The 13942-nt window shown below is 71.8% G+C and carries 10 protein-coding genes; 9 read left to right on the top strand and 1 reads right to left on the bottom strand.

What is annotated here, in order from left to right; genetic code table 11:
* Nucleotides 1-251: 251 nt before the first annotated feature.
* The 9 genes from ureA (at nt 252) to ACFVH5_RS21780 (ending at nt 13002) form a co-directional block, all read left to right on the top strand.
* Nucleotides 252-950: an urease subunit gamma gene (gene ureA, locus ACFVH5_RS21820; protein WP_385835268.1), complete on the top strand. Its 699-nt coding sequence runs from the start codon at nt 252-254 to the stop codon at nt 948-950.
* Complete coding sequence (locus ACFVH5_RS21815; protein ID WP_385835267.1) at nt 947-2629, top strand: urease subunit alpha; 1683 nt, start codon at nt 947-949, stop codon at nt 2627-2629. Before ureA ends, ACFVH5_RS21815 begins: the two co-directional genes overlap by 4 nt.
* 10 nt (nt 2630-2639) lie before the next feature.
* On the top strand, nt 2640-3710 hold the full coding sequence (locus ACFVH5_RS21810; RefSeq protein WP_385835266.1) for an agmatine/peptidylarginine deiminase: 1071 nt from the start codon (nt 2640-2642) through the stop codon (nt 3708-3710).
* 88 nt (nt 3711-3798) lie between these two features.
* Nucleotides 3799-4293, top strand: a complete 495-nt coding sequence (locus ACFVH5_RS21805; protein ID WP_385835264.1) for a hypothetical protein — start codon at nt 3799-3801, stop codon at nt 4291-4293.
* A gap of 53 nt (nt 4294-4346) precedes the next feature.
* The gene (locus ACFVH5_RS21800) at nt 4347-4916 is read left to right on the top strand and encodes a TetR/AcrR family transcriptional regulator (protein ID WP_384811571.1); all 570 of its coding nucleotides are present in this window, start codon (nt 4347-4349) and stop codon (nt 4914-4916) included.
* A 98-nt stretch (nt 4917-5014) separates the two neighbouring features.
* Nucleotides 5015-6235 carry a TolB family protein gene (locus ACFVH5_RS21795; protein ID WP_385835263.1) on the top strand — a complete coding sequence of 407 codons (1221 nt, stop codon included), beginning with the start codon at nt 5015-5017 and terminating at the stop codon, nt 6233-6235.
* A gap of 331 nt (nt 6236-6566) precedes the next feature.
* Complete coding sequence (gene cimA, locus ACFVH5_RS21790; RefSeq protein WP_385835262.1) at nt 6567-8171, top strand: citramalate synthase; 1605 nt, start codon at nt 6567-6569, stop codon at nt 8169-8171.
* A 300-nt stretch (nt 8172-8471) separates the two neighbouring features.
* Nucleotides 8472-11495: a glycoside hydrolase family 3 N-terminal domain-containing protein gene (locus ACFVH5_RS21785; protein WP_385835261.1), complete on the top strand. Its 3024-nt coding sequence runs from the start codon at nt 8472-8474 to the stop codon at nt 11493-11495.
* 163 nt (nt 11496-11658) lie between these two features.
* A complete protein-coding gene (locus tag ACFVH5_RS21780) occupies nt 11659-13002 on the top strand; it encodes a hypothetical protein (RefSeq protein ID WP_385835259.1) in 1344 nt (447 codons plus the stop codon).
* A 98-nt stretch (nt 13003-13100) separates the two neighbouring features.
* Here the strand turns inward: ACFVH5_RS21780 and ACFVH5_RS21775 are convergent, their stop codons facing one another.
* Complete coding sequence (locus tag ACFVH5_RS21775; RefSeq protein ID WP_384811572.1) at nt 13101-13883, bottom strand: serine protease; 783 nt, start codon at nt 13881-13883, stop codon at nt 13101-13103.
* Nucleotides 13884-13942 lie beyond the last annotated feature (59 nt).

Genomic DNA, 13942 nt, shown 5'->3' with positions numbered 1-13942 from the left:
CCCAGGTACCTGGGGGCGCGGGGAACTGCGCGCTCAGCCCCCACCGGACCCGCACCCGTCCACCGCGCGTGCGCCAGCCGCTTTCAGGGGCGCGGGGAACTGCGCGACAAGCCCCCACCGGGCCCGCACCCGTCCATCCATCATCCGTCCGCACGCAGCGCCTTCGCTTAGAGTGCTGCTCAAAGAGAGGTAATCTTTACCGCAGGTAGATCTATCCCAGAAGCGGCCCCAGCGTTAGAGTGGCGCTCAATATGCGACTCACCCCCACCGAACGCGACCGCCTCCTCCTCTTCGGCGCAGCCGAACTCGCCCGCGCCCGCCGAGCCCGCGGGCTGAAGCTGAACGTCCCCGAGGCGACAGCCGTCATCGCGGACGCGGTCTGCGAGGCGGCCCGCGACGGACGGCGGCTCGCAGAGGCCGTCGCCGCGGCCCGCGCGGTGCTCGGCCCGGACGACGTACTCCCCGGCGTCGCCGACATCGTCACCGAGGTCCACGTGGAGGCCGTCTTCGATGACGGCTCCCGCCTCGCGATCGTCACCGACCCGATCGGGGGCGGGCTGGGGACGGCGGCTCCGGGCGCCCTGCTGCCCGGCCCCGAGCACACCGACCCCCACCCCACCCGCACGCTCACCGTCACCAACACCGCCACCGTCCCCATCTCGGTGACCTCCCACTTCCACTTCTTCGAGGCCAACCCCCGCCTGGCCTTCGACCGCGCCGCCGCCTACGGCACCCACCTGGCCGTCCCCGCGGGCGCCTCCACCCGTTTCGCCCCGGGCGAGACCGTGGAGGTCGGCCTCCGGCCGATCGGCGGCGACCGCGTGGCGATCGGCTTCGCGGGCCTCGTGGACGGCCCGCTCGACGCCCCGTGCGCCAGGGCGGAGGCCCTGCGCAGAGCGGCGGCCTGCGGATATCTGGGAGCGGTCGCCCCCGAGGGAGGACAGGCGTGAACCCGTACGAGTACGCGGCCACCCACGGCCCCCGCGCCGGCGACCGCGTCCGCCTCGGCGACTCGGGGCTGACCGTGCGCGTCGAGTCCGACGCCCAGAAGTACGGGGACGAATTCCTCGCCGGGTTCGGCAAGACGGCCCGTGACGGACTGCACCTCAAGGCCGCGGCAGTCCGCGACACCTGTGACGTCGTGATCAGCAACGTCCTCGTGATGGATGTGGCGCAGGGGATCAGGAAGGTGTCCATCGGCATCCGGGAGGGGCGGATCGCGGCGATCGGGCGGGCCGGTAACCCCGACACCCTCGGCGGGGTGGACGTCGTCGTCGGTACCGGCACGGCGATCGTCTCCGGCGAAGGCCTGATCGCCACCGCCGGAGCCGTCGACACCCATGTGCACCTGCTGTCGCCGCGCATCATGGAGGCCTCGCTCGCCTCCGGGGTGACGACGGTCATCGGCCAGGAGTTCGGCCCGGTGTGGGGCGTCGGCGTCAACTCGCCCTGGGCCCTGCGGCATGCCTTCAACGCGTTCGACGCCTGGCCGGTCAACATCGGCTTCCTCGCCCGGGGTTCGTCCTCGGACCCGGCCCCGCTCGTCGAGGCCCTCGCCGAGGGCGGCGCGTCCGGTTTCAAGGTCCACGAGGACATGGGCGCCCACACCCGCGCCCTCGACACCGCGCTGCGCGTCGCCGAGGAGCACGACGTACAGGTCGCGCTGCACAGCGACGGCCTGAACGAGTGCCTGTCCGTCGAGGACACCCTCAAGGTCCTCGACGGACGGACCATCCACGCCTTCCACATCGAGGGCTGCGGCGGCGGCCACGTACCGAACGTCCTGAAGATGGCGGGCGTACGGAACGTCATCGGCTCCTCCACCAATCCCACGCTGCCCTTCGGCCGGGACACGGTCGCCGAGCACTACGGAATGATCGTCTCCGTCCACGACCTCAAGCCCGACCTGCCCGGCGACGCGGCGATGGCCCGCGACCGGATACGTGCCGGGACCATGGGCGCGGAGGACGTGCTGCACGACCTCGGTGCCATCGGCATCACCTCCTCGGACGCGCAGGGCATGGGACGCGCGGGCGAGACCGTACGCCGGACGTTCGCGATGGCCGGGAAGATGAAGGCCCAGTTCGGGCCGCTGGAGGGCGACGGCCCGGACGACGACAACGCGCGCGTCCTGCGCTACCTCGCCAAACTGACGATCAACCCCGCCATCGCGCACGGCCTCGACCACGAGGTCGGCTCCGTCGAGACCGGCAAACTGGCCGACATCGTCCTGTGGCGCCCCGAGTTCTTCGGCGCGAAGCCCCAACTCGTCCTGAAGTCCGGCTTCCCGGCGTACGGGGTCGTCGGCGATCCGAACGCGGCCACCGACACCTGCGAACCCCTGGTGCTCGGGCCGCAGTTCGGGGCGCACGGCGGCACGCCCGCCGACCTCTCGGTGGCGTTCGTCGCGCAGGCGGCGCTGGACCAGGGCAACGACCTCATGCCGACCCGCCGACGCCGGGTGGCCGTTCGCGGCACCCGCGGCATCGGCCCTGCGGACCTGCGCCTCAACTCCCGTACGGGAGACGTCGACGTGGACCGGGACACCGGTCTGGTCACGCTCGACGGCGACCCCCTGCGCTCGGAGCCGGCCGAGTCCGTGTCACTCAACCGCCTGTACTTCCTCTGAGGACCACCCGATGACGACCGCTGCCGCCGACGGCTTCCGCATGCCCGCCGAGTGGGCCCCGCACAAGCGCACCTGGATGGCGTGGCCGGGCCCGAACCCCACCTTCGACGACCCCGCCGACCTCGCCGAGGCGTGCGCGGCCTGGGCGGCGGTGGCCCGTGCGGTACGCCGCTTCGAACCGGTCACGGTCGTGTGCGGGCCCGGCCGGTCCGCCGGGGCACGGGCCCTGCTGGGCCCCGGCATCGACACCGTCGAGCACGACCTCGACGACGCCTGGATGCGGGACATCGGCCCCACCTTCCTCACCGGGGCCAAGGGTGAACTCGCCGCCGTGGACTGGACGTTCAACGGCTGGGGCGCGCAGGCCTGGGCCCGCTGGGAGCACGACGCCACGATCGGGGCGTACGTGGCGGACCTCGCCGGCGCCCGTACGTACGCCTCCACACTCGTCAACGAGGGCGGCGCGATCCATGTCGACGGCGAGGGCACGGTGCTGCTGACCGAGACCGTGCAGCTCGGGCCCGAGCGCAACCCCGGCTGGACCCGCGAGGAGGTCGAGGCCGAGATCCACGGCATGCTCGGTACCCGCAAGGCGATCTGGCTGCCGCGCGGCCTGACCGGCGACTACCCGGCCCCGCCCGGCGAAGGGGACCACGGGGCTCCCGACAGCTTCGGCACCCTCGGCCACGTCGACATCGTCGCCGCCTTCGCCCGCCCCGGAGTCGTCGTCGCGCACTTCCAGCCCGACCCGGCCCACCCCGACCACGAGGTGTCGAAGGAGATCACCGGGCTGCTGCGGTCGGCGACCGACGCGCACGGCCGGCCCATCGAGGTCGTCGAGGTGCCCGCCCCGACGGTCCTTGAGGCCGACGGCCACTGGGCCGACTACTCGTACATCAACCACTACCTCTGCAACGGCGGAGTCGTCCTCTGCGGCTTCGACGACCCGCGCGACGAGACCGCGGCGGGCATCTTCCGGCGTCTGTTCCCCGAGCGGACGGTGACCCTGGTGGACGCACGGGCGATCTTCGCGGGCGGCGGCGGCATCCACTGCGTCACGCAGCAGCAGCCGAGGGTCTGAGGGCGCCGGGATGCGGGACGCGGGCGCGGCGACCGGATCGAGCGGAACGACCGGGATCAGAACGACCGGGATCAGGTAGAACGTACCGGTGAACATACTGTCTTGTGCCGTCTGCGGACGCCGGCTGACCGAGCCCGTCCGGCAGCTCGACGAGCCGCCCGGGTACCCGGGCCGGGACGGCCTGCCCGACGCGGAAGGCCGCAGGCACGGCCCGGCGACCGTCCCCCGCGGCACGTACGTGGTCGATCCGCAGCCGTACGGAGCGCCCTTCGAACCGTACGAGGGCGAGGAGGACGCGTACGACGGCATCGTGCCCGGCGGGATGTGGATGTCCGACGAGCGGGGCTCGCTGGTGGCCGCCGGGCCGCGCGGCACGTACGTCCTGCATCCGCTCGACGTCGTGGAGCTGGCGTTCCACCCCGACACGGCCCGGTGGGGCGGCTGTTGCGGTGCGACCCCCCACAACGGCGTCAACCGCGTCTGCTCCTGCGGCGCCGAGGTGGCCATCCTCGCGAGCGACTGCAGCAGTGGGTACGAGACACGGCTCGTCCCGGACGCCGTCCGCGTGGAGGCCGCCCCGTGACCACTCGCCGGCGCAACACCGCGCCGCCCCGCGAGGACGTCCTCGCCGCGGCCATGGGCATGATCGCCGAGCGCGGTCTGGAGAAGCTCACCATGGCGGCGCTCGGCGGCGAGGTCGGGATGAGCAGCGGCCATCTCCTCTACTACTTCCGCTCCAAGGACGAGTTGCTGCTGCGTGCCCTCGAATGGAGCGAGGGCCTGCTCGGCACCGAACGGGGCCGGCTGCTCACCCGGGCTGCCCCGGCGCGCGAACGCCTCGACGCATACGTCGACCTGTACGTGCCCGAGGGCCACCGCGATCCGCACTGGACCCTCTGGCTCGAGGTCTGGAACCGCTCGCAGAACGCCGACGACGACGCCCGCGACCGCCAGGCCGCGATCGAGGGAGCCTGGCACCGCGACCTGGTGGCACTGCTCGCGGAGGGCGTCTCGCGCGGAGAGTTCCGGCCGGTCGACCCCGACCGCTTCGCCACCCGCCTGCGCGCCCTGCTCGACGGCTTCTCCATCCATGTGGCGATCGGCCTGCGGGGCACGGACCGGGGGCAAGTACTCGGCCACGTCGGCGAGTTCCTGGACGAGACACTGCGCCCCCCGACGCCCACGAAGGCGCCCCCGGACGCTTGAACGCACGTCCGGGTTGTACGCGATATGACGGATTGACCCCTGCCCGGTGGTGCGTTTGCATCGCACGGACCGACCGCATCACCACAGGGGGAAAGCTTGTGTACGCCAGCACGCGCACCGCACTCGCCACAGCTCTCGTCACCGCCGCGCTGACCACGACGGCTCTGACGGGCACCGCGGCGAACGCCGCGCCCGGAGTTCCGCACGCCGCACCGCACACCGAGCCGGTCAGCGTCACACCCGGCGGGAGAGCGGGCAACGGGGCCTCGGACGACGCCGTCATCAGCCGCAACGGCCGTTATGCCGCCTTCTCCTCGGACGCCGAGGACCTGGACCCGAACGCCCCGCACGGGGGCATGTACCTGCGCGACCTGCGCACCGACAGGACCCGTTTCGCGGGCTTCGGCGACGTGGTGGCGGCCCTCGACGACGGCCGCCTCGTGTACGCCGCGTCCGGCGACGTGTCGCTCCTGGACCCGGGCACGGGCCGGCAGGAGACGTTCGGCATCGAGATCCCCGAGGGCTTCAGCGGCCCGCCCGGCGAGGTCTCCGTCAGCCCGAACGGCCGGTACGCCGTCTACACGCTGTACGGGACCGGTGAGGGCTCCGTCGTCTTCCTGAGCGACCGGACCGCAGGCACCACCGAGCGGATCAGCCACCCGCGGCCCACCTGGGAGCCGCGCAACGCCTTCGAGCCGACGGTCGGCGACGACGGCCGCCGGGTCGTCTACCAGTACAACTACGCCAACGGCCCGCGCGGCGACGACTGGGGGGACGTCTGGGTGTACGACCGCCGCACCGGCGAGCGCGTCCAGGCCGACCGCTCCCACGACGGCTCGGCCACCGAGAAGGAGTCGCTGCGCCCGTCCCTCAGCGGCGACGGCCGCACGGTCGTCTTCGAGTCCCGGGACACGCACCTGGTGCCGGACGACACCGACGGCGCCTGGAACGTGTTCGTGCACGACCTCGCCACCGGCACCAACCGGCGTGTCCACGGCACCCAGGGCGGCCCCGGCGAGACCTCCACCCGTAACCCCGCGGTGAGTCCCGACGGGCGGTACGTCACCTTCATGTCGGAGGTGACGGAGGCGGGCGCGCAGTACGGCAAGGAGTGGCCCGTCTATCTGCGGGACCTGAGGAAGGGCACCACCGTCCTGGTCACGCCCGACACCACCGGCGGCACGGCCACCGCCGACGTCCTGCCGGGCCGGATCGCCGACGGCGCCCGCCGCATCGCGTTCCGGTCCGCGGACCCGTCGCTGATCCCGGCCGGCGACACGAACGACGGCACCGACGTGTTCGTCCGCCACCTGCGGTGACTCACCGATGATCCAGTGGTGATGAACCGAGTGCTCGCATCCTGAGACGGACGGTGAGCACGGAGGGGGTCTGTGCCAGACTGCTTCCGTGCTCTCGTTCGCCACGATTATTGGCAGCAGGCGCGCCGGTCCGCAGTGACCACCACGTACGACCAGGTACGGGTGGACACCGTCGTCTCGACCCGCGCGCAGACCTCTCGCACCCGCGAGGGGTTTTTCGCTTTTCTGGCCCACCCTCAGCCGGAGGCGAGAGCGCGAGGGATCATGTGGGGACGGCGGAGCCGGTCATTCCGGTACCGACCGAGATCTGATCCTCAGGAGCCTTGACACCATGACCGAAACCAGCGAGCTCGACGATTCGTTCCACGTCTTCGACACCACCCTGCGCGACGGCGCGCAGCGTGAGGGCATCAACCTCACCGTCGCGGACAAGCTGGCCATCGCACGGCACCTGGACGACTTCGGCGTGGGCTTCATCGAGGGCGGGTGGCCGGGCGCGAACCCGCGCGACACCGAGTTCTTCGCCCGTGCCCAGCAGGAGATCGACTTCAAGCACGCCCAGCTCGTCGCCTTCGGGGCCACGCGCCGGGCGGGCGGCAAAGCCAGCGAGGACCCGCAGGTCAAGGCGCTCGTCGAGTCCGGCGCGCCCGTCGTCACGCTCGTCGCCAAGTCCCACGACCGGCATGTCGAACTGGCGCTGCGCACCACCCTCGAAGAGAACCTTGAGATGGTCCGCGACACCGTCGCCCACCTCCGTTCCGAGGGCCGCCGCGTCTTCGTCGACTGCGAGCACTTCTTCGACGGCTACCGGGCGAACCCGCAGTACGCGAAAGCCGTCGTCCGGGCCGCCGCGGAGGCCGGCGCCGACGTCGTCGTCCTGTGCGACACCAACGGCGGCATGCTGCCCGCGCAGGTCCAGGCCGTCGTCGCCACCGTCCTCGCCGACACCGGGGCGCGCCTGGGCATCCACGCCCAGGACGACACGGGCTGCGCCGTCGCCAACACCCTCGCCGCCGTCGACGCGGGCGCGACCCACGTCCAGTGCACGGCGAACGGCTACGGCGAGCGCGTCGGCAACTCCAACCTCTTCCCGGTCGTCGCGGCCCTGGAGCTGAAGTACGGCAAGAAGGTCCTCCCCGACGGCGCGCTGTCCGAGATGACCCGCATCTCGCACGCGATCGCCGAGGTCGTGAACCTCACCCCGTCCACACACCAGCCGTACGTCGGTGTCTCGGCCTTCGCCCACAAGGCCGGCCTGCACGCCTCGGCCATCAAGGTCGACCCGGACCTGTACCAGCACATCGACCCCGAACTGGTCGGCAACACCATGCGGATGCTCGTCTCCGACATGGCGGGCCGCGCGTCCATCGAGCTCAAGGGCAAGGAACTCGGCGTCGACCTCGGCGGCGACCGCGAGCTGATCGGGCGGGTCGTGAGCCGGGTCAAGGAGCGTGAACTGCAGGGCTACACGTACGAAGCCGCCGACGCGTCCTTCGAACTCCTCCTGCGCGAGGAGGCCGAGGGCAAGGCCCGCAGGTACTTCGACGTCGAGTCCTGGCGCGCCATCGTCGAGGACCGCCCCGACGGCAGCCACGCCAACGAGGCGACGGTGAAGCTCTTCGCCAAGGGCGAGCGGATCGTTGCCACGGCGGAGGGGAACGGGCCGGTCAACGCGCTCGACCGGGCGCTGCGGGTGGCCCTGGAGACCCTGTACCCCCAGCTCGCGAAGCTGGAACTGGTCGACTACAAGGTCCGCATCCTGGAGGGCAAGCACGGCACGGAGTCCACGACGCGCGTCCTCATCTCCACGTCGGACGGCGCGGGGGAGTGGTCGACGGTGGGCGTCGCGAAGAACGTGATCGCGGCGTCGTGGCAGGCACTGGAGGATGCGTACACGTACGGCTTGCTGCGCGCGGGCGTTGAGCCCCCGGAGTAGCTCCCCTTCCCGTACCTGCCTCGGGGGCCAGCCCCCGAACCCCCGGTCCTCAAACGCCGGACGGGCTGAAGGCCTTTCAGCCCGTCCGGCGTTTGAGGACGCGCGCGGAGCGCGATCAGGGGGGGCGAGGGGGCGCAGCCCCCATGCAGTGTCGGGAAGGGCAGGGGCGGCGGGGGCGAAAAACCCCGCCCCCGGATTCGGCGCGAAGGCTTGACGCCCTCGCGGGGCGTCAGTTAACTCACGGCGTGATTTAAGCCCCGCGAGATCACCCCCGTCAAAGCCTGAGCCGAGGGAAGGTCCATGCGAAGAACCGCCCTGCTCGTAGCCGCCACCCTGCTGACCGGACTGCTGCCGTTCGCCGCCGCGACCCCCGCTTCCGGAGCGGACGATCCCGCCCCCGTCCCCGTCGACAACTTCGAGGGCGAGATCCCGTTCGCGAACCCGCCCGCGGAGGGCATCTTCACCTGGGGCAGCGACGCCGACGACCCGCCCACGCTGGAACTCGCCGCCCGCGCCGACGCGCCGCAGGGCGACAAGGTCCTGGCCGGCACGTACGACATCAGCGGCTACGGAGGCTTCACCCACGACTTCGCCTTCGCGGAGCCGGCCCACGACTGGTCGGCCAGCAAGGGCATCCGCTTCTGGTGGGACGGCCGGAACAACGGCAAGAAGGTCAACTTCGAGCTGAAGGACGGCGGCGCCAACGGCGAGGCCTCCGAGCTGTGGACGACGTCCTTCACCGACGACTTCACCGGCTGGAGGCAGGTGGAGATCCCGTTCACCGACTTCGTCTACCGCACGGACTACCAGCCGGTCGGCGGCATCGACCAGGTCCTCGGCCTCACCGAGATGTGGGGTTACGCGCTCACGCTCCCGGTCGGCGTCAGGGATCAGTTCGCCATGGACGGCGTGGAGTTGTACGGCAAGGCCGACCAGGCGCTGCGCGCGAACGTCGTCACCGACGCGGCCGTGTATCCGGTGAAGGAGGGCCGCTCGGCCGCCGTGAGGATCACGGTCGCCACCACCGGCTCCGCCCCGATCGAGGAGCCGGTCACCGTCGCGTACGAGACGGCCGGCGGCACCGGCGAGTCCGGCAAGGACTACACCCCGGTCAAGGGCGAGCTGACCTTCCCGGCCGGTACGGCCTCCGGCGCCTCGCGGACGGTCACCGTGGCGACCCTGCGCGACAAGGCGGCCGAGAACGCCGAGACCGTCCCGCTGAAGCTGACGGTCACCGGCGCCAAGGCGCCCGCCGAGAACCCGCAGGTCGTCATCGACGCCCACGGACTCCCGTACCTGGACGCGAAGCTGCCGGTGAAGAAGAGGGTCGCCGACCTGCTGTCCCGGCTGTCCCTCGCCGAGAAGGCCGGCCAGATGACCCAGGCCGAGCGGGGCGCGCTCACCGCGCCGGGCGACATCGCCGCGTACGACCTCGGCTCGCTGCTCTCCGGCGGCGGCTCCACGCCGACCCCGAACACGCCCGCGGCCTGGGCGAAGATGATCGACGGCTTCCAACTCCGGGCGCAGGCCACCCGGTTCCAGATCCCGCTCATCTACGGCGTGGACGCCGTGCACGGCCACAACAACCTCGTCGGCGCCACGATCCTGCCGCACAACATCGGCATCGGCGCCACCCGTGATCCCCAAGTCGCCCACGACGCGGGCAAGGTGACGGCCGCCGAGGTCCGCGCCACCGGCATCCCGTGGGACTTCGCGCCCTGCCTGTGCGTGGCGCGCGACGAACGCTGGGGCCGTACGTACGAGTCGTTCGGTGAGGATCCGGCGCTCGTCGAGTCCATGGAGACCGTCATCCAGGGGCTGCAAGGGGCGCCCAGCGGGAAGGACTTGAAGCGCAACGACAAGGTGCTCGCCACCGCCAAGCACTTCGTCGGGGACGGCGGCACGGAGTTCGGCTCGTCCACGACCGGCTCGTACACGATCGACCAGGGCGTCACCAAGGTCACCCGGCAGGAGCTGGAGGCCGTGCACCTGGCTCCGTACCAGGACGCGGTGGACCGGGGTGTGGGCACGTTCATGCCCTCGTACTCCTCGCTGGACATCCTCGGTGACGGCAAGGGCGCGGTGAAGATGCACGCCCGCGCCGACATGATCAACGGAGTCCTCAAGGACCGCATGGGCTTCGACGGCTTCGTGATCAGCGACTGGCAGGCCATCGACCAGATCCCCGGCGACTACGCGAGCGACGTCCGTACGTCGATCAACGCGGGCCTCGACATGATCATGGTCCCGTACGCGTACAAGGACTTCCACGCCACGCTCCTCGACGAGGTGCGGGCCGGGCGCGTGAGCGAGAAGCGGATCGACGACGCCGTCTCGCGCATCCTCACGCAGAAGTTCAAGCTGGGCCTCTTCGAGAAGCCGTACGCCGACACGAGCGGCGCTTCGGCGATCGGCTCGGCGAAGCACCGGGCCGTGGCCCGCGAGGCCGCCGCCGCGTCGCAGGTCCTGCTGAAGAACGCGGGCGGGGTACTGCCGCTGAAGAAGTCGCAGAAGGTGTACGTCGCCGGGTCCGACGCCGACGACATCGGCAACCAGACCGGTGGCTGGACCATCACCTGGCAGGGCTCGTCCGGGAAGATCACGGACGGGACGACGATCCTGGAGGGCATCCGGAAGGCGACCGGCGGCTCGGTCACCTACTCCAAGGACGCCTCGGCGCCGACCGCCGGCAGTGACGTGGGTGTCGTGGTCGTCGGCGAGACGCCGTACGCGGAGGGCGTCGGTGACGTCGGCAACGGCAACGACCTGGCGCTGACGGCCGCGGACAAGGCCGCCGTCGACAAGGTGTGCGCCGCCATGAAGTGCGCGGTGCTCGTCGTCTCGGGCCGTCCGCAGCTCATCGGCGACCAGCTCGGTGACATCGACGGGCTCGTCGCGTCCTGGCTGCCGGGCACGGAGGGAGACGGGGTCGCGGACGTCCTCTACGGGAAGCGGGCCTTCACCGGGCAGCTGCCCGTCACCTGGCCGAAGTCCGAGGCGCAGCTGCCGATCAACGTCGGTGACTCCGCGTACGACCCGCAGTTCCCGTACGGGTGGGGGCTGACCACGCTCACGAAGGTGCCGACGGGTGGGCTCGCGACGCTGAAGGGTCTCGCCGTCGCGGCCTCGCTGGCCGAGCGGGCCGGGGCCGAGGAGGCGGGGCGCGCGATCGTCGGCAAGGCGAGGCTGATCGTCCAGCAGAAGGTCGGGCAGGGGATCACTTCGGCGGTGGCCAAGCCGTTCGCCGACGCGGATCATTTGCTGCTCACGGGGCGCTATGCGCGGGCGGTGGAGAAGCTGGCGGCGGCCTATACGGCAACCTGAACGGCCGCCCATCGGGTCGTGGACATGTGTCTGCGGCCCGGTGGGGGCTGGTCGCGCCCACGCGGCGGAGCCGCATATGAACACAGCCCCGCGCCCCTGAAGGGCGCCCCGGTGCCAGGAGGTGTGGGCCGCCGATTGCGGCCGTCAGGAGTAGGTTCGGGGTATGACGGGCGCACTGGCACGAGGACTGGCCGTTTTCATGATCGCGTTCGCGGCGCTGGGCGTCGGAGGCACCGGCGCCCACGCCGCTACGGACGCCACCGGCGTCTCAGCCGTCGCGGACGCCCTGCGCGAGCGGCCCGTGTACGTCGATCCGTCCATGGCCCGGGTGCTGTCCGACGCGGAGGCCGACGCGCTGGCCGCGAAGATCGAGAAGGCGGACAAACCGCTGTTCGTCGCGGTTCTCCCCGGGGACTTCCCCACGGACAACCTCTTCCAGAACCTGCGTACCGACACCGGTGTCACGGGCCTGTACGCGATCCGGCTCGGCTCCCGGTTCGACGCGAAGGCCGACTCCTCCGTCATGCCGAACGCCGCCGTGCGCAACCTGGTGACCAGCGTCCGGGGCGAGGACGCCCTGACCCAGCTGAACCACTTCACCGACCGGGCCCTCGCCAACGTCGGCGGCTCCGCGCCCAGCAGCTGGAGCGACGGCGACGACGGCGTGGACACCGGCGCCCTCATCGGCGCCGGCGTGGTCGTCGTGGCGGGCGGCGCGGGCGCGTACGCCCTCGTGAGGCGCAACCGCCGCCGCAAGGAGGCGGAGCGGCGGGCCGCACTCGACCGGCTGCGCGTGGTCGTGGACGAGGACATCACCGCCTTCGGCGAGGAACTCGACCGGCTCGACTTCCACCCCGCGGAGGCCGGCGCGGACGACGCGATGCGCGCCGACTACGAGCGCTCCCTGGACGCGTACGACAAGGCGAAGTCCTTCATGGCCGCGGCCACCCGCCCCGAAGACGTGCGAGGGGTCACCGAGGCGCTGGAGGACGGGCGCTTCTCGCTGGCCGTGCTCGCCGCGCGCCGCGAGGGCAGGCCCGTTCCCGAGCGCCGGGCGCCCTGCTTCTTCGACCCGCGCCACGGTCCTTCGGTCGCCGACGCCGCCTGGACGCCGGCGGGCGGAGCGCCCCGCGAGGTGCCCGTCTGCGCCGCCGACCAGGTCCGGCTGGCCGAGGGCACCGACCCGGCCGTGCGCGAGGTCGACACGGAGTACGGGCGGCGGCCCTACTGGGACGCGGGCCCGGCGTACGGCCCCTGGGCGGGCGGCTACTTCGGCGGCGGCATCCTGCCCGGCCTCCTCGTCGGCACGGTTCTCGGCTCGATGATGGCCGGTCCGGCGTACGCGGCCGACTACGGCTCCGGTTACGGGGACTTCGGCGGCGGGTACGAGGGCGGGGACGTGTCCGGCGCCGACTTCGACTCCGGTGACTTCAGCGGGGGCTTCGACGGCGGCGGTGGCGGCGACTTCGGCGGCGGGGGCGGCGGCGACTTCGGCGGGGGGTTCTGACCCGCGGCGTGGGCACCGGTACGGATACGGGCCCGGCGCGGTGCGGCGCCGGGCCCGTGGACCTCGTACGAGCGTGAGTGGACCTTGTACCGCGGGCGTCAGAGAGTCGCTGCCGCCGAGGCGATCGCGGAGGAGAAGGTCGAGACCTCGCTGTAGACGCCGGGGGCGTTCGCGCGGGCGCAGCCTATGCCCCAGCTGACGATGCCGACCTGGATCCAGGCGTTGGCGCTGTCCCTGCGGAACATCGGGCCGCCGGAGTCGCCCTGACAGGTGTCCACACCGCCGGCGGCGTAACCGGCACAGATCTCGTCACTCGCGACGAGACCGCTGTACCCGCTGTACGTGCGGCAGGTGGCGTCACTGACGAACGGCACGCTGGCCTTGAGCATGTAGCGCTGCTGGGCGCCGCCCTCGGTGGCCGCACCCCAGCCGGCGACGGTGAAGGTGCCGGAGTTGTACGCCGTGGTGGTGGCGATGGGCAGCGTCGGCAGGTTGATGGGCGTGGCGAGCTTGATGAGCGCCCAGTCCTTGCCGTTGCCGTTGTAGCCGGGGGCCCGGTAGATCTTCGTGGACTTGACCTGGACCCGGCCGGAGGTGGACTGGAGGTCCACGACCCCGGCGGTGGCGGTGATGCTCGTGTTGTTGCCGGTGGCGCCCACGCAGTGCGCGGCGGTGAGCACGATCTGCTGGGTGTAGAGCGCGCCGCCGCAGCCCATGGAGAGCCGGACCATGAACGGGAACTCGCCCTGCGCGGCGCGGGTTCCGCCGACGACGGGCGCCGGGGCGGCCTGCGCGGAGGACAGGGGCTGAAGGCTGATGACCGCGAGGGCGGCGGCGCCCGCGACCGCGCATCTCTTGAGCGTCTTGAGGAGGTTCTTCAACGTGATGCCTTCCGTGGGGGGTGGAAGTGACAGGCTCATGCCAAGTCCGACGAGAGAAG

This window comes from Streptomyces sp. NPDC127119 (assembly GCF_042677425.1).
Lineage (GTDB): Bacteria > Actinomycetota > Actinomycetes > Streptomycetales > Streptomycetaceae > Streptomyces.
Note: the sequence above shows the minus strand (reverse complement) of the source record. Positions and strands in the feature narration are given on the sequence as shown.

Bases quoted from the DNA above. Each gene is read 5' to 3' on its own strand.
- ACFVH5_RS21780 (WP_385835259.1), top strand. From the start codon at position 11,659: ATGACGGGCGCACTGGCACGAGGACTGGCCGTTTTCATGATCGCGTTC.
- ACFVH5_RS21810 (WP_385835266.1), top strand. From the start codon at position 2,640: ATGACGACCGCTGCCGCCGACGGCTTCCGCATGCCCGCCGAGTGGGCC.
- ureA (WP_385835268.1), top strand. From the start codon at position 252: ATGCGACTCACCCCCACCGAACGCGACCGCCTCCTCCTCTTCGGCGCA.
- cimA (WP_385835262.1), top strand. From the start codon at position 6,567: ATGACCGAAACCAGCGAGCTCGACGATTCGTTCCACGTCTTCGACACC.
- ACFVH5_RS21785 (WP_385835261.1), top strand. From the start codon at position 8,472: ATGCGAAGAACCGCCCTGCTCGTAGCCGCCACCCTGCTGACCGGACTG.
- ACFVH5_RS21800 (WP_384811571.1), top strand. From the start codon at position 4,347: ATGGGCATGATCGCCGAGCGCGGTCTGGAGAAGCTCACCATGGCGGCG.